Origin of the sequence: Alicyclobacillus acidiphilus NBRC 100859 (genome assembly GCF_001544355.1) — a bacterium.
Classification (GTDB): Bacteria; Bacillota; Bacilli; order Alicyclobacillales; family Alicyclobacillaceae; genus Alicyclobacillus; species Alicyclobacillus acidiphilus.
On the sequence record NZ_BCQI01000012.1, the window covers coordinates 67,760 to 92,009 of the forward strand.

General features: G+C 57.2%; 27 protein-coding genes. 25 read left to right on the forward strand and 2 right to left on the reverse strand.

What is annotated here, in order from left to right; genetic code table 11:
* Nucleotides 1-35: 35 nt before the first annotated feature.
* From AAC01S_RS06760 to AAC01S_RS06825, 14 genes are all read left to right on the forward strand, one after another.
* Nucleotides 36-752 carry a DUF881 domain-containing protein gene (locus tag AAC01S_RS06760; protein ID WP_157071083.1) on the forward strand — a complete coding sequence of 239 codons (717 nt, stop codon included), beginning with the start codon at nt 36-38 and terminating at the stop codon, nt 750-752.
* A 9-nt stretch (nt 753-761) separates the two neighbouring features.
* On the forward strand, nt 762-1,493 hold the full coding sequence (locus tag AAC01S_RS06765) for a DUF881 domain-containing protein (RefSeq protein ID WP_067620774.1): 732 nt from the start codon (nt 762-764) through the stop codon (nt 1,491-1,493).
* Complete coding sequence (locus tag AAC01S_RS06770) at nt 1,493-1,876, forward strand: small basic family protein (protein WP_067620777.1); 384 nt, start codon at nt 1,493-1,495, stop codon at nt 1,874-1,876. The genes AAC01S_RS06765 and AAC01S_RS06770 overlap by 1 nt, the downstream gene beginning before the upstream one ends.
* Nucleotides 1,877-1,966: 90 nt before the next feature.
* Complete coding sequence (gene ftsA / locus AAC01S_RS06775) at nt 1,967-3,202, forward strand: cell division protein FtsA (RefSeq protein ID WP_067620780.1); 1,236 nt, start codon at nt 1,967-1,969, stop codon at nt 3,200-3,202.
* 81 nt (nt 3,203-3,283) lie between these two features.
* On the forward strand, nt 3,284-4,405 hold the full coding sequence (gene ftsZ, locus AAC01S_RS06780; RefSeq protein WP_067620783.1) for a cell division protein FtsZ: 1,122 nt from the start codon (nt 3,284-3,286) through the stop codon (nt 4,403-4,405).
* 350 nt (nt 4,406-4,755) lie between these two features.
* Complete coding sequence (locus AAC01S_RS06785) at nt 4,756-5,757, forward strand: sigma-E processing peptidase SpoIIGA (protein ID WP_067620786.1); 1,002 nt, start codon at nt 4,756-4,758, stop codon at nt 5,755-5,757.
* The gene (gene sigE / locus AAC01S_RS06790; protein WP_245630110.1) at nt 5,732-6,424 is read left to right on the forward strand and encodes an RNA polymerase sporulation sigma factor SigE; all 693 of its coding nucleotides are present in this window, start codon (nt 5,732-5,734) and stop codon (nt 6,422-6,424) included. The genes AAC01S_RS06785 and sigE overlap by 26 nt, the downstream gene beginning before the upstream one ends.
* A gap of 122 nt (nt 6,425-6,546) precedes the next feature.
* On the forward strand, nt 6,547-7,326 hold the full coding sequence (gene sigG / locus AAC01S_RS06795; protein WP_067620792.1) for an RNA polymerase sporulation sigma factor SigG: 780 nt from the start codon (nt 6,547-6,549) through the stop codon (nt 7,324-7,326).
* Nucleotides 7,327-7,381: 55 nt separating this feature from the next.
* Nucleotides 7,382-7,678, forward strand: coding sequence for a YlmC/YmxH family sporulation protein (locus AAC01S_RS06800; RefSeq protein ID WP_067620795.1), 297 nt, complete (start codon nt 7,382-7,384; stop codon nt 7,676-7,678).
* An 87-nt stretch (nt 7,679-7,765) separates the two neighbouring features.
* A complete protein-coding gene (gene pgeF / locus AAC01S_RS06805; protein WP_245630109.1) occupies nt 7,766-8,572 on the forward strand; it encodes a peptidoglycan editing factor PgeF in 807 nt (268 codons plus the stop codon).
* Between the two features lie 14 nt (nt 8,573-8,586).
* A complete protein-coding gene (locus AAC01S_RS06810; protein WP_067620798.1) occupies nt 8,587-9,297 on the forward strand; it encodes a YggS family pyridoxal phosphate-dependent enzyme in 711 nt (236 codons plus the stop codon).
* A gap of 12 nt (nt 9,298-9,309) precedes the next feature.
* Complete coding sequence (locus AAC01S_RS06815) at nt 9,310-9,588, forward strand: YggT family protein (protein WP_067620859.1); 279 nt, start codon at nt 9,310-9,312, stop codon at nt 9,586-9,588.
* Nucleotides 9,589-9,599: 11 nt separating this feature from the next.
* Nucleotides 9,600-10,376, forward strand: a complete 777-nt coding sequence (locus AAC01S_RS06820) for a YlmH family RNA-binding protein (RefSeq protein ID WP_067620801.1) — start codon at nt 9,600-9,602, stop codon at nt 10,374-10,376.
* 114 nt (nt 10,377-10,490) lie between these two features.
* Nucleotides 10,491-10,994, forward strand: a complete 504-nt coding sequence (locus AAC01S_RS06825) for a DivIVA domain-containing protein (RefSeq protein ID WP_067620804.1) — start codon at nt 10,491-10,493, stop codon at nt 10,992-10,994.
* Nucleotides 10,995-11,191: 197 nt separating this feature from the next.
* On the opposite strand, the gene AAC01S_RS06830 is transcribed toward AAC01S_RS06825, so the two are convergent.
* Nucleotides 11,192-11,374 (reverse strand): hypothetical protein, encoded by a 183-nt coding sequence (locus AAC01S_RS06830; protein ID WP_067620808.1) that lies wholly within the window; start codon nt 11,372-11,374, stop codon nt 11,192-11,194.
* 280 nt (nt 11,375-11,654) lie between these two features.
* Between AAC01S_RS06830 and AAC01S_RS06835 the strand changes: the two genes are divergently transcribed.
* Nucleotides 11,655-12,314 (forward strand): TraR/DksA C4-type zinc finger protein, encoded by a 660-nt coding sequence (locus AAC01S_RS06835; RefSeq protein WP_067620811.1) that lies wholly within the window; start codon nt 11,655-11,657, stop codon nt 12,312-12,314.
* On the opposite strand, the gene comA is transcribed toward AAC01S_RS06835, so the two are convergent.
* Nucleotides 12,265-13,098 (reverse strand): phosphosulfolactate synthase, encoded by an 834-nt coding sequence (gene comA / locus AAC01S_RS06840; RefSeq protein WP_083511586.1) that lies wholly within the window; start codon nt 13,096-13,098, stop codon nt 12,265-12,267. The two genes, AAC01S_RS06835 and comA, sit on opposite strands and share 50 nt — an antisense overlap.
* Nucleotides 13,099-13,192: 94 nt before the next feature.
* Between comA and lspA the strand changes: the two genes are divergently transcribed.
* The 10 genes from lspA (at nt 13,193) to AAC01S_RS06890 (ending at nt 24,032) form a co-directional block, all read left to right on the forward strand.
* Nucleotides 13,193-13,684 carry a signal peptidase II gene (lspA, locus tag AAC01S_RS06845; protein ID WP_067620817.1) on the forward strand — a complete coding sequence of 164 codons (492 nt, stop codon included), beginning with the start codon at nt 13,193-13,195 and terminating at the stop codon, nt 13,682-13,684.
* Nucleotides 13,681-14,622, forward strand: a complete 942-nt coding sequence (locus AAC01S_RS06850) for an RluA family pseudouridine synthase (protein WP_067620819.1) — start codon at nt 13,681-13,683, stop codon at nt 14,620-14,622. The genes lspA and AAC01S_RS06850 overlap by 4 nt, the downstream gene beginning before the upstream one ends.
* A 206-nt stretch (nt 14,623-14,828) precedes the next feature.
* The gene (pyrR, locus tag AAC01S_RS06855; protein WP_067620822.1) at nt 14,829-15,362 is read left to right on the forward strand and encodes a bifunctional pyr operon transcriptional regulator/uracil phosphoribosyltransferase PyrR; all 534 of its coding nucleotides are present in this window, start codon (nt 14,829-14,831) and stop codon (nt 15,360-15,362) included.
* On the forward strand, nt 15,331-16,359 hold the full coding sequence (gene pyrB / locus AAC01S_RS06860; protein ID WP_245630111.1) for an aspartate carbamoyltransferase: 1,029 nt from the start codon (nt 15,331-15,333) through the stop codon (nt 16,357-16,359). Before pyrR ends, pyrB begins: the two co-directional genes overlap by 32 nt.
* Nucleotides 16,356-17,648: a dihydroorotase gene (locus tag AAC01S_RS06865; RefSeq protein WP_067620825.1), complete on the forward strand. Its 1,293-nt coding sequence runs from the start codon at nt 16,356-16,358 to the stop codon at nt 17,646-17,648. The genes pyrB and AAC01S_RS06865 overlap by 4 nt, the downstream gene beginning before the upstream one ends.
* A gap of 5 nt (nt 17,649-17,653) precedes the next feature.
* On the forward strand, nt 17,654-18,760 hold the full coding sequence (carA, locus tag AAC01S_RS06870; RefSeq protein WP_067620865.1) for a glutamine-hydrolyzing carbamoyl-phosphate synthase small subunit: 1,107 nt from the start codon (nt 17,654-17,656) through the stop codon (nt 18,758-18,760).
* Nucleotides 18,753-22,007, forward strand: a complete 3,255-nt coding sequence (carB, locus tag AAC01S_RS06875) for a carbamoyl-phosphate synthase large subunit (RefSeq protein WP_067620828.1) — start codon at nt 18,753-18,755, stop codon at nt 22,005-22,007. The genes carA and carB overlap by 8 nt, the downstream gene beginning before the upstream one ends.
* Nucleotides 22,004-22,774 (forward strand): orotidine-5'-phosphate decarboxylase, encoded by a 771-nt coding sequence (gene pyrF, locus AAC01S_RS06880; RefSeq protein WP_067620831.1) that lies wholly within the window; start codon nt 22,004-22,006, stop codon nt 22,772-22,774. The genes carB and pyrF overlap by 4 nt, the downstream gene beginning before the upstream one ends.
* Complete coding sequence (gene pyrE / locus AAC01S_RS06885; protein WP_157071084.1) at nt 22,758-23,411, forward strand: orotate phosphoribosyltransferase; 654 nt, start codon at nt 22,758-22,760, stop codon at nt 23,409-23,411. Before pyrF ends, pyrE begins: the two co-directional genes overlap by 17 nt.
* Before the next feature lie 30 nt (nt 23,412-23,441).
* Nucleotides 23,442-24,032: an NUDIX domain-containing protein gene (locus tag AAC01S_RS06890; RefSeq protein ID WP_067620834.1), complete on the forward strand. Its 591-nt coding sequence runs from the start codon at nt 23,442-23,444 to the stop codon at nt 24,030-24,032.
* The last annotated feature ends 218 nt before the right edge of the window (nt 24,033-24,250 follow it).

The following is a 24,250-nucleotide window of genomic DNA, read 5'->3' on the forward strand; positions in this document are numbered from 1 at the left end:
TAAAGGAAGCAACGATATGCAGGGAGAGATCGAATTTGCGCACCAAAACCAAACTGATGTTGTCGCTGACGACTGTGTCACTGGTTCTAGGATTTATGGTTTCTTTAGGCTATCGCCAAAACCGCGTCGCGTCGTCGCTCGGTGTGCTGGTCACCGGGAGTTCGGCCGTCAACAAGCAGTTGACGCAGCGGTTGACGGCGCTCAAGGAGTCTAACCAAGAGGCCGATCAGCAGTTGGCCGCTGTCACCGAGGAGATCAATCAATTTGAAGAGAAGTCGGCGGGATCGAGCCAAGCGCTCAAGAATCTCCAGACCAGGCTCACCGCCGAGCGGATTTTGGCTGGAATCACGCCAGTCCACGGACCGGGCATTTCGCTCACGATGACAGATGGAGGAAGCAATGGTTCCGATGTTGAACAAATCCTAACACACGACTGGAACGTCCGGAGTGTTGTGAATGAACTGTTCACCGCAGGAGCTGAGGCCGTCACCATCAACGATTATCGCGTGGTAGCGACGTCTGCGGTCGAGTGCCAGGGGCCTGTCGTCTCCGTCAACGGCCACCGGTTGGGTGCGCCGTTTCAAATCGAAGCCATCGGAGATCCAACCACGTTGAAGTCCGCGCTTGATATCCCTGGCGGCATTCTCGACGCTTTGCGTCAGCAGGGACTTCAGGTGTCGGAGCCGCAGATTGAGACGGATATAGATATGCCAGCTTATACCAATGCTTTGGAAGCGACAGGGACGAATTGAGGTGATGACATGAACCGGCGAAGTTTAATATGGGGCGCGACGTTCACCACCATGGCACTTGGGTTCATGATCACGCTCGAGCTCACGTCCCAACCATCGTACGACAGCGGGCAGACGAGTTACATCGACCTGCGTACGCAGGTCGAAGAGCAGGCTCAAGAGCACCAGTTGCTCGAACAGGAAGTGTCCAAGGAAAACGCGCAGCTGGCCGAGTACAAAGCCGCCAGCGGCAGTTTGTCAGCGATGCGGGCGGTTCTGCTCAAGGATGAACGATCCGTGCAGCAACAGGCGGGCATCCTGCCAGCGACTGGACCAGGCATCACGATTACCATCCAACCTGATGCGAAACTTGGTGCGACCGCCCAGGAGGAGGCGCTTTTCCCGCAGCAAGCGGATCAATGGCTGCAGGAAGTGGTCAACGTGTTGTTCGGCAACGGTGCGACGGCGATTTCCATCAACGACAATCGATTGGTCACGACCTCGTCCATTCGGCTGGTATCGGTCGACAACATTGGGGGCGTCCACGTCAACGGACACCCGATTGACTATCCGTACATCATCAAAGCGGTCGGCAATATCTCCGATATGCAACAAGCCTTGCAGGTGCAGGTCTTGCAGGGATATTTTGAAGCGATGGGCGAGGACTTTATTGTCAAACAGTATCCCAGCAAATCCGGCGTCACCGTCCCCGGCTATACGGGGCCGTTGCCTGGACAGTACGCGAAGGAGGGGAATGGCTAATGATATGGCTGCCTGTATTAGGTCTGGTGGTGGGCGTTGCGCTGGGGCTTGTCACAAACGTGACGATTCCGGTGGCGTTTTCCAGTTACTTGTCCATTGCGATTCTTGCGGCGCTCGATACGGTCTTTGGAGGAATTCGCGCAAGTCTCGAGAAATCGTTTGACAGCCCCGTGTTTTTGACAGGCTTCTTTACCAACACGCTCGTTGCCGCACTGTTGGCTTACATCGGCAACCAGCTCGGCGTCGACCTGTATCTCGCCGCGGTCGTCGCTTTTGGTGTTCGCCTCTTCCAGAACATCGCCGCAATTCGCCGCAACGTCTTTCTGTTGCTCAGGCAACGGAAGATCGAGCGCGAAGTTGCAGCGCGTCAGGTACAACCATGAATATTTTTCGAATGGATAGAGGATTGTCGAAAAACGTGTGGAAATAGATAGAGAATCGCAGTCTGGGCGCTCTAGGGAGGTGCCACTTGGTTGGCCAAAGAAGATTACATCGTCAGTCTTGACATCGGCACTTCGAAAATTCGAGCCATTATCGGAGAGCCAACGGGCAACACCATAAACGTCATTGGAGTGGGCTCCGCCTCTGGGGAGGGACTGCGCCACGGATCCATTGTCGACATAGATTTAACGGTTGAGTCGATTCGAGAGGCGGTCGACCATGCGGAGCGCATGGTGGGTATCCATATTTCGTCCGCGTACGTTGGCATTTCGGGCAATCACATTCAGCTCCACAGTTCTCATGGCGTGGTGGCTGTTTCGTCTGCGGATCGGGAAATTACCGACGAAGACATTGAACGCGTTTTGCAGCAAGCGCGAGTGGTGGCATTGCCGCCTGAACGCGAGGTCATCGACGTGGTTGCGAAGGAGTTTGTCGTCGACGGACTGCGGGGTATCATGGATCCTCGCGGAATGCTCGGCGTTCGCCTAGAAGTGGAAGCCTATCTCATCACAGGCAGCCGCACCGCAATCCACAATGTCGTTCGCTGCGTGGAACGCGCAGGCATCGAAGTCGCCAACCTTGTGCTGGCTCCGATGGCCGCAAGTCATATCGCTCTTTCGCAAGACGAGCGTCGGCTCGGCGTCGCGCTTGTCGATGTAGGCGCTGGAGACACGTCGGTCACCGTTTTTTCCAACGGCGTGCTGATGGGGACCAGCATTATTCCGATGGGCGGCGACTACGTCACGCACGATATCGCCATCGGTCTACGTACGAGTACGACATCGGCGGAGCAGGTCAAACTTAGACACGCGTGCGCGCTTGTGTCCCAAGCCTCGGAGCATGAAACATTTCATGTGCCTCGCATGGGAAGCAACAAAGAGACGGAGTATACGCAATACGATTTGGCAACAATCGTCGAGCCGCGTATGCAGGAGATATTCGCCTTAGTGCGAAAAGAGATAGAAAAGATGGGCTACGCAGACGATTTGCCTGCGGGATACGTGTTTCATGGAGGCGTGATGTCGACGCCGGGAGCAGCAGATCTCGCCAGCGAAGAGTTACAATCCCCTGTTCGAATTGCCATCCCAGAGTTTTTAGGCGTTCGCGATCCGTCCTTCGTCAACGGGGTAGGCACTATCGCCTATGCCGCACGGACGGGCCTTCGCGCTGTTCCCTCGGAGATTGGCCCAAATAATAGACCAATTCGAGCCGCAAATAGCGTCGGTATGTTTTCACGCATCAAGGATTGGCTACGCGATTTCGTGTGATGCGGACGAGTCGTCATCGCGTGGCCCGACCGCAACGTGACGCAGGGGAAATCGGAGCCATAGAGATTAGGAGGAGCCATCATGCTGGAATTTGATTTCGAATCGGATTCCCTTGCCCACATCAAGGTAATCGGCGTCGGCGGCGGCGGATGCAACGCGGTCAACCGGATGATTGAGTCTGGCGTCAAGGGCGTTGAATTTATCGTCGTCAACACGGACGCGCAAGCGTTGAAATTGGCGAAGGCGGAAACGAGACTTCAAATCGGCGAAAAATTGACCAGAGGTCTCGGGGCCGGGGCAAATCCGGAGATTGGCAAAAAGGCCGCCGAAGAGAGCCGTGAAATGCTTGCCAATGCCTTGCGCGGGGCAGACATGGTGTTTGTCACCGCAGGTATGGGTGGAGGAACGGGCACAGGCGCTGCGCCCGTGATCGCGGAGATTTCCAAAGAGTTGGGCGCTCTGACCGTCGGTGTCGTGACCAAGCCTTTCCGCTTCGAACAACGCCGCCGCATGCATCAAGCCGAACAAGGTGTCGCAGAACTGAAGGACAAGGTCGATACGTTAATCGTGATTCCGAATGATCGGCTGTTGGAAATCGTCGACCGCAATACGCCTGTGCTGGAAGCGTTCCGCGAGGCGGACAACGTGTTGCGGCAGGGTGTGTCCGGAATCTCGGAATTGATTGCGACGCCGGCTCTTATCAACGTCGACTTTGCGGACGTAAAAGCGATTATGACAGAGCGCGGTTCCGCATTGATGGGCATCGGAATTGCGTCGGGCGAGAACAGGGCTGCAGAGGCGGCCAAGAAGGCTATCTCGTCTCCTTTGCTGGAGACGTCTATCGACGGTGCGCGCGGCGTCTTGATGCATGTTGCTGGCGGGACGAACCTGAGCTTGTGGGAAGTCAACGAGGCAGCCGATATCGTGTCGACCACCGCAGACGCGGAGGTCAACATGATTTTCGGTGCGGCGATTGATCCGGATCTGCAGGACGAAATTGTCGTGACTGTGATTGCCACAGGATTTGAAGGAAACCAGCAGCGCGAAGACGGGCCTGCCAACATCGAGCATGTTTCGCGCGGTTCGGTACAGCGTCATTCGCTGTTGAACGATACGCCGCCGAATGTTCCGAACACGGGCAATGCATGGGATGTCCCTGCATTTATGCGGCGCCAAAATGGCCATAAATTTGGAAGAGACTGACACCGCTTCGACAGACCTTCGGCTTCTGGTCGTTCGCTGTGGGTCGACAACGGTTGATCATAGGTCGTGTTTACTGCCCCGAGTGCATTCCGGACTCCAGGGGCAGTCTTTTTTTTATACGAAATCCGTCGAGCGTCGCCCGCCGCCTTGTGATTCCTCGCCTTTCTTACATTTCTCTCGCTGAATCTACAAAAACTCTATGGGATTTCAGGCAAGTTCCGACAGGCTTCGTAATAGAGATACACTATACTGTCACCCAAGAGGGACTGGTTATCGGCGCGTAGCCAAATGGCCAGCCACTCTGCGGAAATTTCGTGGGACACGCCGTGGCCCATCCCTGGGGTGATGGTGTGCGTGCGGTACCAGTCGTCTACATCGACGTCGTCTGGTTTCTCAACTTTGTCATGGATTCCATTTTGCTGTGGACCACTGGCTGGTTGATGAAACGTCGCGTCACATGGAGCCGCATTCTTCTCGGTGGTTTGCTCGGGGCATGTTACGCATTGCTGCTTTTCTTTCCCACTTTGTCCATGCTCACCACATGGCCGGGTAAGGCAGTCGTGTCTGTAATCATGGTCTGGATCTCTATCCCTCGGAAGAACATGCTGGATCTTGCCCGACTCGTTGGTGCTTATTACATTGTGTCCTTTGTGCTCGCGGGCGCTTCCATCGCGCTAGGCTTCGCCATTCCCGGCACTTCGTTGGGGAAAGCGGTTGACAGTTCCAGTCACGGCCTGATGTTTGCGACTTCTGGTGAAACCTTGGCGATGATGGTGGGGATACCGGTGTCGCTCTACGGTATCAACCGCATGGTGGCTCATCTGCGCAAAGCTGGCAGAATGGCCAATTACGCTTGCCAGGTTGAGGCCGCCTTTGGTCAGACCACGGTGACATTCACGGGGTTGTTTGACTCAGGGAATCAATTGACGGATCCAGTGTCAAAGCGCCCGGTCTCCTTCGTGGACCTGGAAGTCCTGCTGCCTGTCCTGCCTGACCAGCTTCGTGCGGAATTGGAACGAGGGGGCGACATGTTCAGCGCGATCGCGAATGTCGCTTCGTCGAACGCGTTTACGCTCGTGCCGTTTCGCGGCGCCAGCGGGCAGGGGTTGACGGTCGCCATTCGTCCAGACGAGATCGTGATCAGCCGCAACGGCTTGAGACAGCCTGTCGCACAAAAGTGTTTGTTTGCAGTGTACCCTGGACGATTAAGCGCAGATGGCTCATTCCAAGCGATTTTACATATGGACATGGTGAATGGAGATGACAACTTTGAAGGCTTTCAAATCGCTCGGGGAAGTCAATCGCCTGCTTCGACTACGCCTGCGGTTGCTGTTCCTCCAAATTCGGATTAAGATTCACGGCGCGCCCGACGAAGTCTACTATGTCGGCGGCAGCGAGGCGCTTCCGCCGCCGTTGAGCCGGGAAGAGGAGCAGTATTTGCTCGAACGGCTTCCGTCCGGGGACGAATCCGTGAGAGCCATGTTGATTGAACGCAATCTCCGGCTCGTCGTCTATATCGCTCGCAAGTTCGAGAATACCGGTATCAATATCGAGGATTTGGTATCGATTGGCACCATCGGTCTGATCAAGGCCGTCAATACGTTTGATCCAACGAAGAAGATCAAGTTGGCCACCTACGCCTCCAGGTGTATCGAAAACGAAATTCTGATGTATCTCCGCCGCAACAATAAAATTCGCTCCGAAGTGTCGTTCGATGAACCGCTGAATGTGGATTGGGACGGAAACGAGTTGCTGCTGTCGGATGTGCTCGGAACGGAGTCGGATACCATCTACCGGAACCTCGAAGATGAGGTGGACCGTGAAATTCTCTATGACGCCTTGGAGAAACTGTCGGATCGGGAGCGAAAGATCATGCAGCTTCGCTTCGGATTGGGCACAGGCCAGGAGATGACACAGAAGGATGTCGCGGATCTGCTTGGCATCTCGCAATCCTACATCTCGCGCTTGGAAAAGCGCATTCTCAAACGACTGCAGCGGGAATTCAACAAGATGATTTGAGACCTTGAGGAGAAGAGTGTTCACCCCCCCGAAGCGTGCATAAGTTGGCGTCGCCCGGACATACTGAAGACGAATTCTGGAAATTCGGTTTAGGCGAGCAGGCACCTTTTGGGGGGACTTCTTTGAAACGCAACAAGGTTGAAATCTGCGGCGTCAACACTTCGCAGTTACCCGTTCTGACCAACGCCCAAATGCGAGATCTGTTTGCGAGGCTTCAGTCGGGTGAACTGTCCGCGCGAGAAAAACTGGTCAATGGCAATCTTCGTCTTGTTCTGTCTGTGATTCAGCGGTTTAACAACCGCGGCGAATATGTGGACGACTTGTTTCAAGTTGGTTGCATCGGACTCATGAAGGCCATCGATAATTTCGATCTCGGACAAAATGTGCGCTTCTCGACCTACGCTGTTCCCATGATCGTCGGTGAAATCCGACGATACCTACGTGACAACAATCCCATTCGAGTCAGTCGATCGCTTCGTGATATCGCCTACAAGGCGCTGCAAGTTCGTGATATGCTCACGACCCGGCATCTGCGTGAGCCAACCATCGTGGAAATTGCCAAGGAAATGGACGTTCCGAAAGAAGACGTGGTGTTCGCGTTGGACGCCATTCAGGATCCCGTATCGATGTTTGAACCCATCTACCACGACGGCGGCGATCCGATTTATGTGATGGATCAGATTCACGACGATCGCGAAAAGGATTCAAGTTGGGTGGAGGGCATCGCATTGCGCGAAGCCATGCACAAGTTGACGGATCGAGAAAAGAAGATCTTATCCATGCGCTTCTATGAAGGCAAGACGCAAATGGAAGTCGCCGACGAGATTGGCATATCTCAAGCACAGGTGTCGCGTCTCGAGAAGGCGGCAATCAATCGGATGCACAAGCATATTCAGTCGTAAACGAATCTAGTGTGGTCATATAACTGATATATGACCTACTGGAGGCGATTAGGCTGTGATGCGAATATCCGAACTACAATCCAAGGACGTCGTGAATGTCGAAGACGGCAAACGGCTCGGGACCATTGGCGATATGGAGATCGATCTCGACAGCGGTCTGATTCGCTCCATCGTCATTCCAGCGCAAGGGCGATTTTTCGGAATGGTGAGCAGTGGTCAGGACTACATTATTGCCTGGAATCAAATTGTCAAAATTGGCACGGATGTCATTCTCGTCGATCTTCGCTCACCTCATGAATCGGAGTATTATTTGCCTCCTCAGTCCGGCAAGCGGGGAACAGGCGGATTCTGAGCGGGCATATGCCACCGGCTGGAATTCGCCACTTCACATAGCCAACGTTTTGTCCTCTCCTGTATGATGGGAGTGGGGGGATGCGCGTTGCTGACAAATATCTTTGGACGACATGGCGGCATCGGCGTTCGCCCAACCTGGGCAACACCAGAGGTGCGCGCCATGTTTTCGTGTCGTCACGACGATTCCGATAAAATGGCGGATCTCGATGTCGGCTTTCACGGCAGAGTAGCCGTCGAGCGCGCCGTCGCCAATCGCGATCGCGTCGCTCACGCGCTCGGGATGACACTGGATGCGTTCGTCTTTGTCCGCCAAGTGCACGGTTCGCATATTTTCCACGCAGGCGTGGAGCATCGCGGCCTTGGAGCCCGCGCCGTCGCCGGCGATCGCCCTGAAGCGGATGCCATCGTGACGAACGCACCAGGCGTGGCCTTGGCCGTTCTGGTTGCAGACTGCGTTCCCGTGTTGTTTTTCGATCCCGTCCAACGCGTTGTCGCAGCAGCCCACTCCGGTTGGCGGGGAACGGTTGCCGGCATCTCGGGACGCGTCGTCTCGGACATGCAGACGCGCTACGGATCGAATCCGGCGGACATCCGCGTCGCCATCGGTCCGGCCATGCGCCAGTGCTGCTACGAAGTGGACGATCACGTTGCCAGCCGCGTGATCGGCACGGACATGGAGCTGGCCCTGCGGTCGCGCTTTGGCCGACCGGGCAAGTATTGGTTCAGCATGCCCGATGCGATTCGCGCCGATTTGGCCCACCATGGCATTGAGCCAAGTCATGTCGACGACACGGGCCTCTGTACCTCGTGCCGAGTGGAACATTTCTTTTCACACCGAGTGGAACAAGGGCAATCGGGTCGTCAGATGGCCGTCATCGCGTTGGCCGAATAAGGGGAGCGTCTCACGTGGGAGAATCGTATATCGCACAGAACGCAGCTAGAATTCGCACATCGATCCAAGCCGCCGCGGAACGCGGCCATCGCCACCCGAACGACGTTCGCATCGTCGCGGTCACCAAAACCGCTGGACCGGATGTGCTGCCTCTCCTTTTGGAGGAAGGGATTCAGGACGCTGGGGAAAATCGGTGGCAGGTGGCCAGGGAGAAATTCGAACATCCGAAGTCGACCGAGTTCACCTGGCACTTCATCGGAACACTTCAAACGAATAAAGTGAAGTATATCGCGCCGAGGTTCGATTGGGTCCATTCGGTGGACTCGGTTGAACTCGCCGAAGCCTTGGCGAAAGCGGCTGTCAAATTGAATCGCAACATCAATCTATTGCTTCAGGTCAATGTGGCTGAAGAACCGCAAAAGCACGGTTTTGCGGCGGCGGCTTGTTTGGACGCTGTTCGCCGCATCCGCGAGTTGCCTGGTGTGACGTTGCGGGGCCTGATGACGATGGCTCCCATCGTCCAGCGGGCTGAGGATACGCGCTGGGTATTTCGGGAACTTCGGCTGCTGCGGGACCGGATCCGCGGTGACCTGGATCTGGTGGATTTCGATCAACTGTCGATGGGCATGTCCGACGATTTTCCCGTCGCAATCGAAGAAGGCGCGACCATGATCCGCATCGGGCGCAGTCTGGTCAATCCTCCTGAAGCCGCGGAGGAGGTATAGGCTGTGTCGTTCATGGCGGAGTTTGCCGAAGGCTTGTTTTCGGCGTATTGGTACCTGTTGCTGATTGTCGCGCTGATCCGGATCGTTCCCGACCTTTCCAGCAACGCAGTGGGTCAACTGCTGCTTCGATTGACGGATCCCTATCTCTATATTTTTCGCCGGTACATACCCCCTCTGCCGATTGGGCAGATTTCGCTGGACATTTCGTGGATCGTCGGGGTCGGCGTTTTCTACGTCATTGAGACTGCCGTGTCGTCCGCTTTCGCACAATTGTTGACGGCGGCGCGGTAGCAGGAGGAAACATGAGTTCAGAGTCGTGGGTTCGAGAACAAGAACGCCCTTTTTTGAGATCGGTACAAGATTGGACAGGCCAAGTTCACGCGCGCGGCAGGTGGTATTTGACGGACTTCTTGACGCCGCGCGAACAGTTCATCGCGACGAGCGCCGCGCGCGCCGAGGGACTCGTCGTGGCGGCTTCCGGAGGATATCCGCACGCGGAACGCCAGCGCATGCTGATGATGCCAGACGATTGGCAGCCATCCATCGAGGACTTCCAGCTGACCTGCCTGTCCATCGAGGCCATCGACGGCGAGATTCGCCACAAGGACGTGTTGGGCACGTTGCTCGGCATGGGTATTCAGAGGAAGACCCTGGGCGACGTGATCATAGAGTCGCGTGGCCGAGCATATGTTTTTCTGACAGCCAATATGGGTGCCTTCGTCTCGGGAAACTTCCATCGGGCGGGACGGACGACCGTCTCGGTCACAACGCTCGATCCCGCCGATGTACCTTCGTTGCCCGCCCCGGTTTACGAAGACGCGACGATCTTCGTGGCCTCTCTGCGGGTCGACAGTGTCATCGCCCAAGCCTGTCATTTTTCTCGGGGCCGTGCGCAGGAGGAAGTGGAAAAGGGCAATGTGACGCTGAATTTTGCGGATGCGTCGCAACGCGATGAGGTGGCAAAAGGGGACATCATTTCCGTCCGAGGTTTTGGGCGTGTCAAAATACTTGAGCTGCTTGGAGCGTCGAAATCACAACGGATCCGCCTGCGTGTGGGTATTTTGCGCTCAAATGCTTGATTTTGTCCGTCCATCACAGGAAGGAAATTATATTCGACTGTCGAATTAGCCAAGCACGGATATGTCGATTGATCGGATGTCTCCGGGCTTGCTGTCGAATAAGGAGGATATGAAATGCCCCTGTCACCCATTGACATTCACAATAAAGAGTTTCGCCGCTCGTGGCGAGGCTACAATGAGGATGAGGTCGACGATTTTCTTGAGCGCATTATTCAGGATTACGAAGCGCTGATCCGCCAGAACAAGCAATTGGAAGAAGAAATTGCTCGCATCAACGATAGGCTCGCACACTATGACAGCCTTGAGGACAGCCTGAGCAAATCGATCCTCGTCGCGCAAGAGACGGCCGAAGAAGTGAAAGGCAACGCTCGCAAGGAAGCCCAACTCATCATTCGCGAAGCGGAGAAGAATGCGGACCGAATTGTCAGCGAAGCGTTGAACAAGGCGCGCAAGATGGCGCTTGAAGTCGAAGAGATGCAAAAACAGGCGTCGCTGTTCCGGGCGCGCTTCCGTTCATTGGTTCAGTCACAGTTGGAAATGATGGATTCCGGCGAGTGGGAGGCCTTCGAAAAAGAATTGGCCCGCCGCGAAGCGTCTGTCTCTGAATCAGGATTGTAGACCGCTCGCTGGCCGGAAGTGTATGAGGGCTTTCGGAATGGTTTGTTTCGGAACGGTTTGTTTGTGACATGTCGTTCAGGGTTGTTTCCACGCAGCGAGAGGCTGCGCAAGGAGGCAGCCTTTTTTGATGCCGACCGTAGAGGGAGCGGAGTTGGCCGTCCAAGCGATTCGCTGGCGTGATCACCCCTGCCCCCACGCTACCGTCCGAATCTGCGCGCGACCCATATCAAGATCAAGCCGCAGATGATGCCTGCAATGCAGGGGACTTCGAGTTGAATCACCAACTGCATCCATAACCGCAGGACCACACATGCTGTCAACATGGTGATGCCAATCCACACGATGGTCCACGCAATCATATTGATGTAACTTCTTCGCATGTCGTTCGCTCCAGTTGGACAACCACGTGTGATCGAAATCTATCTCTCGTATCTACAAACTCGTACCTATGTGAACCCCAAATGCGATGCGTCTCTCTATAGTCGTTTTCTATCATACACCCCAAATTGTGACATTCGTGTGACCGAATCGCCGGATTCGCGACAGAACTATGAATCATGCTCTTCTTCATGGGAACAGGTTGAACGGGATACACTACTGCTCATTGGAGAAACAGCGTCTGCTGCAGTTCCACGAATCGGTTCAGGTGGGGGCGAAACGATGAATTTCGAACAATTGCGCGCAGAATTGACGGCGGCGCGGGAAGACGCGCGCGAGCGAATTGCGAAGCACCGCGAATCCGCCGATCTCGGTGACAGCATGCCCGATGAAATCTCCGAGTTATCCATGTACGACAATCACCCGGCGGACGTCGCCAGCGAGTTGTTTCTTCGCGGCATGGCCGTGGGCGACACCGTTCGCGACGAGGCGCATCTCGAAGAGATTGAGGCGGCGCTTCGACGGATGGACGAGGGCACGTACGGTCAATGCGTGGATTGCGGAGAGACCATACCGATGGATCGCCTGCAGGCGATGCCGACGACCAAGTATTGCATCGACTGTCAGAAGGCTGAGGAAGTGGTCAAGAAGGAGCGTCACCGTCCAATTGAGGAGGAAGTTTTGGCGCCTGGATTCGGGGCGGTTTGGCGGGACGGGGAGGACCAAACCGCCTTCGACGGCGAGGACGCGTATCAGGCGGTCGCCCGCTTCGAAGAACCGGCGTTCGGCGAGGAGTACTACGAACAGCCGGAACTGGACGACAACGTCGGCTATGTCGACAGGATGGACGGCATTTCCCAAGAAATGTACGAACGCACCTTGCCGTCGTCCGCTATTTACCTTCCGGACTATGATGAGGGTGCTCAGGAAGCGTCAGAGTAAAGGTGTCCGCGCGAAATCCTTGGCGCAAGCACTCCAGCGCGATCACGTCGGAAGGCGGAATGTTGCCAAGGTTGACCGTTGGCCCAATCCGCTGGATAAACGCGACTTGTTGGGCCTTCTTTGGGGCTTCCCAGATGACCTTTTCTTGAGCCCAAGTAGGTAATTCGACCAGGAAGGTGTCGACGAGATCGTCTTGAACTGTGCCGGACGCGTCGAATACACCGACGCCTTCTCCGGACTCGCGGCCCTCAACGACAACGTAATCCGCGCCTGCGTCCAAATCGGCGAGAACACCTCTTGCGTAGGCGACGATGTCGACGTCGCCTTGCAGTTTTTTGCCGACCTCAGAGATGACGAGCGGCATCTCCGCTTTTGCGTGGGCGATAAGTCGACGCCGCTCATCGGCTGCAAGTTCAATCGTTCCGTCGGAAATCTCAACGGCGTTGAAACCCAGTTTTCTGCAGAGCCTGACGTACGCCTCAAATACGTCTTGTGTGTAGGCGATCTCGGCAAGTGTTCCACCAGGCATGACCGACACCGCCATGTCTTCGAGCAGACAGAGCTTGCGACGGAGAATGTGCTCTGGGTACATAGGACTTGTACCGAAACCAAATTTGACCACGTCGATATACGACGAGGCGACTTCGAGGACGTCCCGCAACTCGTAAAAACCAAGGCCTTTATCGATCACCATCGTGAAACCTGTCTTCCGTGGTTTCTCCGGGCGCCCACCGATCGGTGCCTTGAGAATTTGTGAGAACGGTCCACGGTCTGATAAAATCACGGTGTTCACACTCCTTCGGACGCTGTCCTTTCACGGTATGCGAAGAGGGTCACGGTGGGTGCGGGCAAGAAGCGACTCGAGGAGAATTTGTGTATTGAAGCGATCAAAATACGGACTATATCTGGTTGCTGCCGCGGTCATTGCGGCAGATCAATTGCTGAAGTGGTTGATTCGTGCCGCATTGCCGGTGGGGCAAGCGGCTGTGGTGATTCCGCACGTGGTTGAGTTCCTGCATTTGCAAAACCCAGGGGCGGCATTCAGTATTTTCCCAAATCAGTGGTGGTTTTTCGTGTTGATTGCCGTGGTGGTGGCTATCGTCGTTCTGTATTTTCACCACCGGTACAGGTTGGAAACGCTGACCCAGGTTGGGCTCGGACTATTGCTCGGCGGGGCTTTGGGCAATATGACGGATCGGCTCGCATTGCCTGGACATACAGTGACCGACTACGTGGACTTTTACACCATTCATTTCGCCATTTTTAACCTTGCGGACGCGTCTATCGACATCGGGGTCCTGCTTTTGCTGATCAGCTCCTTCCGTTCAGGTTCATCCCAAGCGAGCGAAAGTGAGGACATGAAGCGATGAGACCAGCGATACGAACCATCTACGATGTCGCGGAGGGCGACGTTGGAGAGCGCCTGGACAAATGGTTGACTGAGCGGCTGCAGGAAGACGACGTCGACGTGTCTCGCAACGTTGTTCAGACGTGGGTCAAGGATGGGTTGGTCCGCCGAACCCCTGCGGGCAAGATCAAGCCATCCGATCCGATTGAAGCGGGACAATCCTACGAGGTCGAGATTCCGAGTGAGGAACCTTTCGAGATTGAGCCGGACGATTTGCCGCTTTCGATTGTCTTCGAAGACGACGATGTCGTGGTGGTCGACAAGCCTCGCGGCCTGGTCGTCCATCCTGGCGCCGGTCACCCGCGCAACACGGTGATCAACGCGCTCGTGGCTCGCGGCATTCGGCTCTCGCAACTGGGCGGCGAGATGAGGCCGGGTGTCGTCCATCGGATCGACAAGGATACGAGCGGCCTGGTCATGTTCGCGAAGACGGACAAGGCGTACTACGCGCTGACTGAGCAACTGCGCCTGCACACGGTCGAACGCCAATATATCGCGATTGTCCACGGGACCCTGGAACATCGCACAGGGACCATTGACATGCCGATTGCGCGGGATCCGCAAGATCGCCAAAAGATGAAGGCGATGCTTGAAGGCAAGCGCGCGGTTACACACTTCTCCGTGATCCGGCAGTATCCCAACTACGCCTTGGTCGAGTGCCGGTTGGAGACGGGACGGACCCACCAAATACGTGTGCATTTCGCGCAGATTGGCCATCCATTGGCGGGAGATCACGTCTACGGTAGGCGGCACACGCTTCCTATCGACGGACAGGCGCTTCACGCGCAGACGCTTGGCTTTGTCCATCCAACGACGGGTGAGGCCGTTCGTCTCACCTCTCCGCTGCCGCCGGATATGGAGGACCTCATCCAGCATCTCGAGACGGGACGGATGGGCTGAGATGTTTGGTTCTATTGACAGGCGGGATCGAACCTGATAGGCTACAAGAAAATGCACTGCCTTTAATCCAATCCTGTGAGGTTGGAAAGGAGTCGGGATAGTTGGCTAAGTCTACCCTCGTGTGGACTTAGTGTAAACGGCTGCTTCCTTCCAGGGAGGCGGCCGTTTTTAGCTTCCAGGACTCGTTTCCAGAAAGGGCGGTAAGGATGACACATATGACGCAAATTATGGATGATGCGGCGATGCGCAGATCCCTGACGAGGATGGCGCACGAAATCCTGGAGCGCAACAAGGGCCTCGACAATGTGATTCTCGCGGGCATTGTGACGCGCGGTGTCGTGCTGGCCGAGCGGATCGCCGCGAAATTGGAAGAGATTGAAGGGCAGCGTGTGGCCTGTGTCACCATTGATCCGACGCCGTTTCGCGACGACCGCGACCTGTCCGCGGAACGCAGCCGGGCAAAGCTTGAGGTGGATGTCGCCCGGAGGAAAGTGATTCTGGTTGACGATGTGCTGTACACCGGCCGCACGGTGCGCGCTGCGTTGGACGCCATCATGCAGGCTGGCAGGGCGCAATCGGTCCAATTGGCGGCCTTGGTGGATCGGGGGCACCGGGAATTGCCGATTCGCCCGGATTTTATTGGCAAGAATGTGCCGACTGCGCGCGATGAGCAGGTTGTCGTTCGGCTGAAGGAGGTTGACGGTGCTGATGGCGTCTGGATTCAAAGCAACCGTGCTTGAGCGAACGGCCCTCGATAGTCAAGGGTATGAGAAAAGTGGAACCGTAGACGCTGGCAAGAGGACGGAGGGTGGTCTCATGATGCACGCGTTGACCATCGATCAATTCGACGTCGAGCGGACGATGCGGTTGGTGGATTTGGCCGAACAAATGCGACGAATGCCGCGTCGGGAGGCATTGACCCGGTTGACGGGACGGATTGTCGCGACGCTGTTCTACGAGCCAAGTACGCGTACGCGTCTATCTTTCGAAGCTGCCGTATATCGTTTGGGAGGGCAAGTGATCAGCGCGGAGAACGCGCGGGAGAATTCGTCTTCCAAGAAGGGTGAAACGCTCGCGGACGTGTTTCGAGTGGTAGGTACGTATGCGGATGCCATCGTGATTCGGCACCACAGCGACGCGGAGATGGATGAGGCGGCACCGTACTCCCCTGTGCCGATTATCAATGCAGGCGCCGGAGCGGGCGAGCACCCGACACAGGCCTTGCTCGACGTATACACCATTTGGCGCGAGCTTGGACGGGTCGATGATCTGACCGTCGCTGTGCTCGGCGACTTGAAATACGGACGAACCGTTCACTCGCTCCTGAAGCTGCTGTCCAAGATGAAAGGGATCCGCGTTCGCCTGTTCCACCCCGAACCGCTTGGATTGCCTCTGGATCTCGAACGGCAAATCGTCGCAAGCGGCGTTCACGTGGAACATGCCGCGGATGTCGACAGTGCGGTTCGCGACGCCGACGTCGTATATCAGACGCGCATCCAAGCCGAGCGATTGATGGCCGATGGTGAACTGTGCGCGTCCGACGACTACGCCATCCGTCAGCAGCACGTGCTTTCGATGCCGTCGCACGCTCGAATTTTGCACCCGCTGCCGCGCGTCGGTGAAATCGACCCAGCCATCGATCCGGATCATCGAGCCGCCTACTTCCGGCAAGCGGAAAACGGGCTGTATATGCGTATGGCTCTGCTGGACGATCTGCTGAAGGGGGAACTGATATGATCATCCGTCTTGACGGCGGCAGACTGTACGACACCGGTCGAGGTTCGTTCGAACAAGCCAGCGTCACCTACGATTCGAATCACGGCCGGATCCTGGCCATCGGCCAGGGCGATTTGCCTGCCGATCACGTCGTTCCACTTGACGGTGCCGCCATCCTGCCGGGCTTCATCGATATGCACGTGCATCTTCGGGATCCGGGGCTGACCGAAAAGGAATCACTGGCGAGCGGCCTGCAATCGGCAGCGGCAGGCGGCTTCACGCAGGTTGCGTGTATGCCGAACACCAAGCCGCCGACCGATACTGCCGAGATCGTCGAGGATATCGTCCGGCGCGGACGGGACGTGGGGAAGACGCAAGTCCATCCCATCGCCTGCATCACGCGCGGTCAGGCAGGGGAAGAACTCACCGACTTCGCAAGTTTGAAAGCGGCTGGCGCAGTCGGCTTGTCCGACGACGGCAAAGGTGTCCAGCACGGCGGACGGATGCTGCAAGCGATGGGAATTGCGGGAGAGCTGGGCATGCCCATCATCATCCACTCGGAAGACGAAACGCTCTCCGGCCGCGGGGTGCTCCATCCCGAGGCGGCGAAGCGCCTGGGGCTCGAAGGGATTCCCGTCGAAGCGGAGGCGGCGATGATCGCTCGCGACGTACTCTTGGCCCAGGCCACCGGCGCCCATTTGCACGTCTGCCACGTGTCGACCGAACCGTCGGTCGCCATCATCCGCTGGGCGAAAGCTCGTGGAATCCGCGTGACAGCCGAAGTGACTCCGCACCATCTGCTCTTGGACGAATCCATCATCGACACGGACGATGCTCGCTTCAAGGTCAATCCGCCTTTGCAGAGCGAGCGGGATCGGGCGGCGTGCCTGGAAGGGTTTCTCGACGGCACGCTCGACATCATCGCGACCGATCACGCCCCGCACACCGCGGCTGAGAAGGCACAGGGCATCGCCTTGGCACCCTTTGGAATGGTCGGATTTGAGACAGCATTTTCGCTTCTTTATACCTATCTCGTGGTGCCGGGGATCGTCCCGCTTCGCCGGTTGATGGAAGGGATGACTTCCAGGCCGGCCGAGATCTTCGGCCTTGAAGGAGGAGCCATCTATCCCGGCGGCCGCGCGGATTTGACGATTGTCGATTTGACTGCGGAAGAGGCTGTCGATCCGGATCGATTCTATTCAAAGGGAAGAAATACACCGTTCGCGGGATGGCGAGTGACAGGGCTTGTGCGCCGGACCATCCAAGCGGGTCGGACGATTTTTGAAGCTGGAGAGGAGAGACTCGCATGAGTGGGATGTATAGGCCAACAGAACGCCGCGTGCGTTTGATACTCGAAAACGGATTGACGTTCGAGGGAGAAAACTTTGGAGCGGCGGGCGAGCGCTTTGGGGAAGTCGTGTTTAACACGGGTATGACTGGGTACCAGGAAATTTTGACGGATCCGTCGTACTACGGACAAATCGTCACCATGACCTATCCGTTGATTGGCAACTACGGCGTCAACGTCGACGACGTCGAATCGCGCCATCCTTACGTGCGAGGCTTCGTCGTACGGACGTTTTCCGAGAATCCTTCACACTTCAAACTGACGGATCAGCTCTCGGCGTACTTGGAGAAGCATCGCATCATCGGGATCGCCGGGATCGACACGCGCCAGTTGACGAAAGCCATCCGCAACGTCGGCGCCATGCGCGCGGTCATCACCACGGAAGATACGCCAACTTCTGAACTTCTCGCCCGCATGCACGAGGGGGCCTTGCCAGACGCGGTTAAGCACGTGACGACCCAGACCGTCTATCGTTCGCCAGGGCCTGGGCACCGCGTCGTTCTCATCGACTATGGCATGAAGGCTGGCATTCTGCGCGGTTTGCTGGATCGAGGCTGCGACGTGATCGTGGTTCCGGCGACGACGACCGCCGAAGACGTCCTGGCGTGGCACCCTCACGGCGTCATGTTGAGCAACGGACCGGGCAATCCGGAAGATGTGCCGTTCGCCATCGAAGCCCTGCGCAGCTTGATTGGCAAGGTTCCCATCTTTGGCATTTGCCTTGGCCACCAGCTGATTGCGCTCGCTTGCGGCGCGAAGACATCCAAGATGAAATTCGGACATCGGGGTTCCAACCATCCGGTGAAGAATCTGAGAACAGGCAAGATCGACATCACTTCACAAAACCACGGCTACATGGTCGACGCTGATTCGCTGTCCGACACGCCGCTCGAATTGACGCATGTCAACTTGAACGATGGAACGGTGGAAGGGCTCGCCCACAAGACGGAACCGGTCTTTTCGGTACAGTATCACCCAGAGTCGCGGCCGGGCCCGACCGATTCCAATTATCTGTTTGACGAGTTCATGGCCATGATGACAGCAGTGCGAGAGGGGCGGTTTGCGCATGCCTAAACGGACAGACATTAAGAAGATTCTTGTGATTGGCAGCGGTCCCATCATCATCGGGCAGGCTGCGGAATTCGACTACGCAGGCACACAGGCTTGTCAGGCCTTGAAGGAAGAAGGCTACGAAGTCGTCCTGGTCAATTCAAACCCGGCAACCATCATGACGGATCAGGACATCGCGGACAGGGTCTACATCGAACCCATCAAACTCGACTTCGTGGCGCAAATCATTCGCAAGGAGCGCCCAGATGGCTTATTGGCGACGCTTGGCGGCCAAACGGGCTTGAATATGGCCGTCGAACTGGCAAAGAGCGGCATTTTGGAACAGGAGGGCGTGGAACTCCTCGGGACGCCGCTCGAAGCGATTGAAAAGGCGGAAGACCGCCAGTTGTTCCGCAAATTGATGGGTGAAATCGGCCAGCCTGTGCCGAAGAGCGAGATCGTTCACACCGAGGCGGAGGCGAAGTCGTTTGCCGAAGAGGTCGGCTTCCCCATTATCATCCGGCCAGCGTACACTTTGGGCGGCACCGGCGGCGGTATCGCCTACAATTGGCGGGAGTACGGCGAGATTGTCGAACGCGGTTTGACCCTGTCGCCGATTCACCAGGTGCTCGTGGAGCAGAGTATCGCGGGCTACAAAGAAATTGAGTACGAAGTGATGCGCGACAGCAACGGCACGGCGATTGTCGTCTGCAACATGGAAAATTTCGATCCCGTCGGCGTACATACTGGCGACTCTATCGTCGTCGCGCCGAGCCAGACGCTGTCCGATCAAGACTATCAGATGCTGCGCAACGCCAGCCTCGACATCATCAACGCGCTTGGCATCGAAGGCGGCTGCAACGTGCAGCTCGCGCTCGATCCGGATTCGTCCAATTACTATGTGATTGAGGTCAATCCGCGCGTAAGTCGGTCCAGCGCGCTGGCGTCGAAAGCAACTGGCTATCCGATTGCCCGGATTGCGACGAAGATTGCGGTTGGGTATCGCCTGGACGAATTGCAAAATCCGGTGACCAGAGAAGCCTATGCGGCGTTTGAACCGGCCTTGGACTACATCGTGACGAAAATTCCGCGTTGGCCGTTTGACAAATTCCGTTCGGCCAATCGGGCCCTGGGCACGCAGATGAAGGCGACGGGCGAAGTCATGGCCATCGGCCGAACGTTCGGCGAGTCGTTGATGAAAGCCATCCGAAGCCTCGAAATCGGGACGTACTCCTTGTGGATGAAGGGCGCTGGCCAATGGTCCGACACGGAACTGGAGAAGAAGATCACCGTCGCGGACGACGACCGCATCTTCGCCATCGCCGAAGCCTTGCGGCGCGGCATCACGGTGGAACAAATTCACCGATGGAGCAAGATCGATCGCTGGTTCCTGTGGCATCTTGAAAGCCTCATCGGGATCGAGCGCGAGCTGGGCCAACTCGGCAAGTCAGGCGTTGCGCTCCCGACCGTGTTCGAGAACCATGCCGAATTGTTGACCATCGCCAAGCGCAACGGCTTCCCAGATCGGGAAATCGCCCGCCTGCTCGGCACGGACGCCATGACCATCCGAGCTTGGCGCAAGGAACGCGGATTGGTTCCTGTCTACAAGATGGTCGATACCTGCGCGGGCGAGTTTGAGGCGTCGACGCCGTATTACTACAGTACGTACGAACGCGAGGACGAGGTCGCAGCGTCGAACAGGAAGAAAATCCTCGTGCTTGGCTCCGGACCCATCCGCATCGGTCAAGGGATCGAGTTCGACTACTGCACCGTGCATGCGGTGTGGGCGTTGCGGCGGGAGGGCTACGAAGCCATCATCGTCAACAATAATCCGGAGACCGTATCGACGGACTTCAGCACGTCGGATCGGCTGTACTTCGAGCCGCTCGATATCGAGGATGTGTTGAACGTGATCGATCGCGAGCAGCCGGAAGGGGTCATCGTCCAGTTTGGCGGACAGACGGCCATCAACCTCGCCGGTCCGCTGGCTGACGCGGGTGTGAAGATCTTCGGCACGTCGCGTGAAAGTATCGACGCGGCGGAAGATCGGGAGAAGTTTGACGAACTGCTGACTCGACTCGATATTCCAAGGCCGCTCGGAAAGACGGTCACCACGGTGGAACAGGCGGTGGAGGCGGCGGAATCACTGGGCTATCCGGTATTGGTGCGCCCGTCGTACGTCCTTGGCGGCCGCGCCATGCAGATTATCTCGAACACCGACGAACTCTTGCAGTACATGGACGAAGCTGTGGAAGTGTCAGATCAGCACCCGGTGCTGATTGATCGGTATGTCGCCGGGATCGAAGCGGAGGTGGACGCCATCTCCGACGGCGACACCGTGATTATCCCAGGCATCATGGAGCACGTGGAGCGGGCCGGCGTTCACTCCGGCGATTCCATCGCGGTCTATCCGCCTCAGCACCTGTCGGAGCGGGTGAAGACGATCATCGACGATTACACGATGCGAATCGCCCGGGCGCTGAAAGTTCGCGGATTGATGAATATCCAATTTATCGTGCATGACGATGTCGTCGAAGTGATTGAGGTCAACCCGCGTTCGTCGAGAACGGTTCCGTTCCTCTCCAAGGTGACGGGTGTTCCGATGGTCCGCGCCGCGATGCACGCGGTGTGCGGCGGTTCGCTCAAACAACTGGGGTACGAGGACGGGCGCGTGGCCGAAGCGGATACCGTCGCGGTCAAGGTGCCGGTGTTCTCGTTTGCGAAGCTGCATCGCGTGGACATCAGTCTTGGGCCTGAAATGAAGTCGACGGGCGAGGTGATGGGGCGCGACACACACTACGAAAAGGCGCTCTACAAAGGCATGCTCGCCGCGGGGACGAACATTCCCGCACACGGCACCGTCCTTGCCACGATTGCCGACAAGGACAAGGAGGAAGCGTTCCCGCTGCTCTCGGAATTCGCCCGACTGGGCTATCGGCTGGCCGCGACGGAAGGCACCGCGAAGTACCTGCGGGATCGGGGACTCGAAGTCCGTATCGTCAACAAGCTGGCCCAAGGCACGCCGAATCTCGCGGACGACATTCGCCAAGGGAAAATCCAACTCGTCATCAACACCTTGACGAAAGGTTTGAAACCAGAGAGGGATGGATTCCGCATCCGGCGCACGGCGGTTGAGCATGGCGTCCCGTGTCTGACGTCGCTCGATACGGTCCGATCCGTCCTCGACATCATGAAATTGATTCACTTTCAAACATTGGCGTTGGGCGATCACCCAACGAATGAGATTCCGGCGAGCGGGTGGCGGGCATGACGGCCGATTTGCGGACGCAACTGATGGCTCCCGAATACGACGACGTCCGCAAAGCGACCTATATTGGCCTGGATGTGGACAGTCCAGACGCGGCGATGACCTTGGTCGACAGGTTGTCGCCCGTCGTCGACGGTTTCAAGATCGGGCTCGAGATGTTTCATCGCGCAGGCATGCCGTTCGTCGAAACGCTGTTGAAACGCGATTTGCGCATCTTTCTCGACATGAAGCTGCACGACATTCCCAATACCGTCGCCGGTGCGCTCAAAGCCATTTGCCAATACCCGATTGAGATGGTCAACGTCCACGCCTTGGGCGGCCGGGCGATGCTGGAAGCCGCCCGCCGGGCGGTTGACGACAGCCCGTACCAGCCGCTGTTGATTGGCGTGACGGTCCTCACCAGTCTGGACGATCACGATATCAACCAACTCGGCCTGCTCGGCTCGGCGTCAGGCGCTGTGCTGCGCCTGGCCGATCTGGTTCAGGCGTCCGGTTTGGATGGCATCGTCTGCTCTGCGCAAGAACTGGATCTTCTGAAAGAGCGCGTCGCGCCCAACTTTGAACGCGTTGTGCCCGGGACTCGTCTCGCGAGCGCGGATACCCACGATCAGGCGCGCACCCGCACACCATACGAAGCCTTGGCGGCTGGCGCAACTCGGCTTGTGTTCGCGCGGGCTGTTTTGCAGGCGCCGGATCCGCTCGTCGCGCTTGCAGACCACTGGCACAATATGAAATGCAGGAGTGATTCCAATCATGAACTCGATGCATGAACCCATTGATGAAGTTTCGTACACGATTGCCCGCGGACTGCTGCAAATCGGCGCTGTCGAGCTGCGCCCGAATCAGCCGTTCACGTGGTCCAGCGGTTGGAAATCTCCTATTTACTGCGACAATCGGCTCATTCTCGGCTATCCGATTCTGCGCGACACCGTCATCGCTGGGTTCGAGTCCATCGTCACGACGGAACTTCCGGCTGTGGAATTGATTGCGGGGGCGGCGACGGGCGGTATCCCACACGCTTCGATTCTCGCCGATCGCCTCGGATTGCCGAACGCCTACGTCCGATCCGAAGCGAAAGCACATGGCCGCGGCAAGCAGATTGAAGGCTATGCCCGTCCGGGGATGAAGGCGATTGTCGTCGAAGACACGCTATCCACTGGCAAGTCCGCCTACAATGCCGCGCAAGCCCTCCGCGACGCAGGGGTGGATGTGATGGCGATATTGACCATTCTCTCCTACGATTTTTCCATCGCGCAGCAGAAATCCGATGAGACAGGCATTCCGGCCTATCGTCTGGTGCCGTATGAGGCGTTGCTGCAAGTCGCGCTGGAGCGGGGAGATATCGAGGAGTCGGAGATTCCCTTGCTGATGAAATGGCGGGAGGCGCCGGACAAGTTCGGTGTCTGATTCTCGCAAAACGTCAGGGGGGATTGCCGCATGGAGAGGCGTGGAGACTGGACCATCACCCAAACCCGGGAGGCTTACCGGAATCCATGGATTCGCGTCGTCGAGCACCAGGTGATTCGGCCCGACGGCAGTGAAGGGATCTATGGCGTGATCGACGCCGGCCATAACGCGGGGACAGTGGTCATCGACGACGATGACAACATCGTCCTGCTCGAAGAATTCGTCTTCCCGCTGGGCGTGACGACTCTGCAGATTCCAAGCGGTCAGTATCGCGACGGCGAATCGCCGCTCGCCGCGGCCAAACGGGAACTCGCGGAAGAGACCGGAATTGCCGCCGCGAACTGGATCGACCTGGGCAAATTCGCGCTCAGCGGCGGCATTTCGACGCAAATGAGCCACGTATTTTTGGCCCGCGAACTGTCCTACGGCGAGAGCCATCTCGAAGAGACCGAGCAGATTGTGGTGCGGAAGGTGCCGCTCTGCGACGCGATCGACATGTGCATGACGTCGCACATCGTCGACTCTGTTTCACTCGTCGGGATTTTTCGAGCGGCAGCGTGGCTGCGCAAGAACGACAATCAAGTGAATTCGGGTAATACCAGCTTCGGGAGTCAAGTGTAGTCCAAGCTTAGGATGGCTGCGTATATGGCACAAGGCGAATGAGCGTCCGACGGACGCTTTTTTGCTTTGAAATCGGGCGGGTGCTGGCGCGATGGCGGAGGACGCAGGCCGAGTTGCGCGGCGCGATCGCGCTGCCGGGTGCTGACCGCCGGGCGCTGACCGCCGGGCGCTGCCGGGCACTGCCGGGTGCTGCCGGGTGCTGCCGGGTGCTGCCGGGT

Bases quoted from the DNA above. Each gene is read 5' to 3' on its own strand.
- AAC01S_RS06765 (WP_067620774.1), top strand. From the start codon at position 762: ATGAACCGGCGAAGTTTAATATGGGGCGCGACGTTCACCACCATGGCA.
- AAC01S_RS06770 (WP_067620777.1), top strand. From the start codon at position 1,493: ATGATATGGCTGCCTGTATTAGGTCTGGTGGTGGGCGTTGCGCTGGGG.
- ftsZ (WP_067620783.1), top strand. From the start codon at position 3,284: ATGCTGGAATTTGATTTCGAATCGGATTCCCTTGCCCACATCAAGGTA.
- AAC01S_RS06815 (WP_067620859.1), top strand. From the start codon at position 9,310: ATGGCGGAGTTTGCCGAAGGCTTGTTTTCGGCGTATTGGTACCTGTTG.
- AAC01S_RS06820 (WP_067620801.1), top strand. From the start codon at position 9,600: ATGAGTTCAGAGTCGTGGGTTCGAGAACAAGAACGCCCTTTTTTGAGA.
- AAC01S_RS06825 (WP_067620804.1), top strand. From the start codon at position 10,491: ATGCCCCTGTCACCCATTGACATTCACAATAAAGAGTTTCGCCGCTCG.
- AAC01S_RS06830 (WP_067620808.1), bottom strand. From the start codon at position 11,374: ATGCGAAGAAGTTACATCAATATGATTGCGTGGACCATCGTGTGGATT.
- AAC01S_RS06835 (WP_067620811.1), top strand. From the start codon at position 11,655: ATGAATTTCGAACAATTGCGCGCAGAATTGACGGCGGCGCGGGAAGAC.
- AAC01S_RS06850 (WP_067620819.1), top strand. From the start codon at position 13,681: ATGAGACCAGCGATACGAACCATCTACGATGTCGCGGAGGGCGACGTT.
- pyrR (WP_067620822.1), top strand. From the start codon at position 14,829: ATGACACATATGACGCAAATTATGGATGATGCGGCGATGCGCAGATCC.
- pyrB (WP_245630111.1), top strand. From the start codon at position 15,331: ATGGCGTCTGGATTCAAAGCAACCGTGCTTGAGCGAACGGCCCTCGAT.
- AAC01S_RS06865 (WP_067620825.1), top strand. From the start codon at position 16,356: ATGATCATCCGTCTTGACGGCGGCAGACTGTACGACACCGGTCGAGGT.
- carA (WP_067620865.1), top strand. From the start codon at position 17,654: ATGTATAGGCCAACAGAACGCCGCGTGCGTTTGATACTCGAAAACGGA.
- carB (WP_067620828.1), top strand. From the start codon at position 18,753: ATGCCTAAACGGACAGACATTAAGAAGATTCTTGTGATTGGCAGCGGT.
- pyrF (WP_067620831.1), top strand. From the start codon at position 22,004: ATGACGGCCGATTTGCGGACGCAACTGATGGCTCCCGAATACGACGAC.
- pyrE (WP_157071084.1), top strand. From the start codon at position 22,758: ATGAACTCGATGCATGAACCCATTGATGAAGTTTCGTACACGATTGCC.
- AAC01S_RS06890 (WP_067620834.1), top strand. From the start codon at position 23,442: ATGGAGAGGCGTGGAGACTGGACCATCACCCAAACCCGGGAGGCTTAC.